The sequence below is a fragment of the Marinobacter vulgaris genome, from assembly GCF_003344045.1.
In the GTDB taxonomy this organism is placed as follows: Bacteria; Pseudomonadota; Gammaproteobacteria; order Pseudomonadales; family Oleiphilaceae; genus Marinobacter; species Marinobacter vulgaris.
Genome location: NZ_QFWX01000044.1, coordinates 1 through 482 on the forward strand (window position 1 = coordinate 1; position 482 = coordinate 482).

Annotated in this window: 1 protein-coding gene; it reads left to right on the plus strand. The window is 42.7% G+C overall.

Features of this window, described 5'->3' with window-relative positions; genetic code table 11:
- The first annotated feature begins 143 nt into the window (after nucleotides 1-143).
- Nucleotides 144-428, plus strand: a complete 285-nt coding sequence (locus tag DIT71_RS18580) for a glycosyltransferase (protein ID WP_114614529.1) — start codon at nucleotides 144-146, stop codon at nucleotides 426-428.
- Nucleotides 429-482 lie beyond the last annotated feature (54 nt).

A 482-nucleotide genomic window follows, 5' to 3' on the forward strand; every position in this document is an offset into this window, starting at 1 on the left:
AGACACCTCGCTTATGGTGGCGATATTACCACCTACGTTGGTGTCCGGAATCATTGGACCACTACACTAGGTCCTTTTAGGTTCAACGATGGTAAATGTGACTGTTGCCTTTATATCTTCACTTACATGAAAACTATTCCTACATGACATCAACTATAACCAACGAAAATAAACAAAATTCTTCTCTATTTTCGGTTATCATCCCAACCTATAAAGAATGGGAAAGCCTAAAAACCTGCCTTGATTGCTTAGATGACCAAACGCTTCCTAAGGAGAAGTTTGAGATCATTGTTATGAACGATAACACTGCCCCCCGACCCCCGTTGCAACTCAGCAAGAACGTAGATCTATGCTCTGAATCGAAACCAGGATCATACGCTGCAAGAAACACCGGACTGGGTGTAGCGAGGGGTAATGTAGTGGCATAGTGAATCTGGCCACCTGATTTTGAGTGTATGATCACTCATAAAGAAAGTCAGGTG